Source organism: Winogradskyella vidalii, from assembly GCF_013403955.1.
Classification (GTDB): Bacteria; Bacteroidota; Bacteroidia; order Flavobacteriales; family Flavobacteriaceae; genus Winogradskyella; species Winogradskyella vidalii.
This window is the reverse complement of sequence record NZ_JABFDG010000040.1, coordinates 1-1,249: the sequence shown is the minus strand read 5'-3', so window position 1 is coordinate 1,249 and position 1,249 is coordinate 1. Positions and strand designations below refer to the sequence as shown.

The 1,249-nt window shown below is 29.9% G+C and carries 1 protein-coding gene; it reads left to right on the top strand.

What is annotated here, in order from left to right:
- The first annotated feature begins 97 nt into the window (after positions 1-97).
- Positions 98-1,051, top strand: a complete 954-nt coding sequence (locus HM982_RS18380; RefSeq protein WP_179354774.1) for a phage exclusion protein Lit family protein — start codon at positions 98-100, stop codon at positions 1,049-1,051.
- Positions 1,052-1,249: the final 198 nt, after the last annotated feature.

The window sequence follows — 1,249 nt, the reverse complement described above, 5'->3', positions numbered from 1 at the left end:
CGCTGGAATTTTCTATCTGTGATTTGTTTGTTAACTTAGTTGCTTAACTACGCAACTAACCATACACAAACACGTTAGCTGTAATTTAAGCCATCCGATGAACAAGAGAAATTGGTATAATCCAGTATATCACAAAGGAACTCAACCGATAAGAGTTTTATCTGAAAATATCATTTTATGGTTTGAGAACTCTTATCCTAATTTTACAGAAGAAGTAAAAAATGAACTAGAATATAATGGATTAAAAAATAAAATCGATTATTTAATTGGTGAAAATAGAATTCAAGAAATCGCCTATATTGATTCGAAAAAAACTATTACAATAGAAGAATCCTTTCTCTCGTATTTATGGATAATTGGCTATGTAATATTTGTCAACTATGATGAAGTTGTTGCAAAACATAATGATAACAAATCAACAGAAGAAATCATTAAATCCTTAAATTATGTTTTAGACTCTGAATCATTGTTTGATTATGGAATGTCTTTAACAAAATCATATAAAAAATGGGATAAAAATAAATTACCAAATCCTGAATATTACGATAAGCAATCAAATAGCTACATAGAAAAGATGAATGGAGTTTTTCTATCTGCTATTAATTTTATAATGATACACGAATTTGCGCATTTAGTTTTAGGACATGTTGACCTTGATAATCAAAAAAACACATTTACCGAACAAGAATATAAAGAACATGAATTAGCTGCCGATAAATATGCTATTGAATCACTTTTAGAATCGGACTTTAATAAAACTAATATTCATATAATAAGAGGTGGTATTTTAGCTGGACTTATTTCATTAACTTTATTGGATAACACAATGGAAGGAGATACTCATCCAGACCCTGACCACAGAGTGAGATTAGCACTTGAAATGTTCAGTTTAAAAGACACTGACCCACTATGGGGAGTTGCATGTATGGGATTTAAACAATGGAGCAGATTTTATAAAAAAGACTTGGATTGGCCAAAAAAAGTTGAAAACTGGAAAGAATTGTTTTACTTGACAATGAATAAATTAACCGAAATAAAAAACTACAGCTAACACCGTGTATAATTAATTGCTATGTTCTTCCCTACTTGCGAATATTCCTGCGGAATATTCACTGGTTCGTAAATGTTTGCTAACTTAGTTGCTTAACCACGCAACTAACCATACACAACAACGTTCTACGCAATTTAAAAACCAACTTAATGAATTACAAAATCTATTTTCATCTCTTACTTGCAATGTTAATTTCAT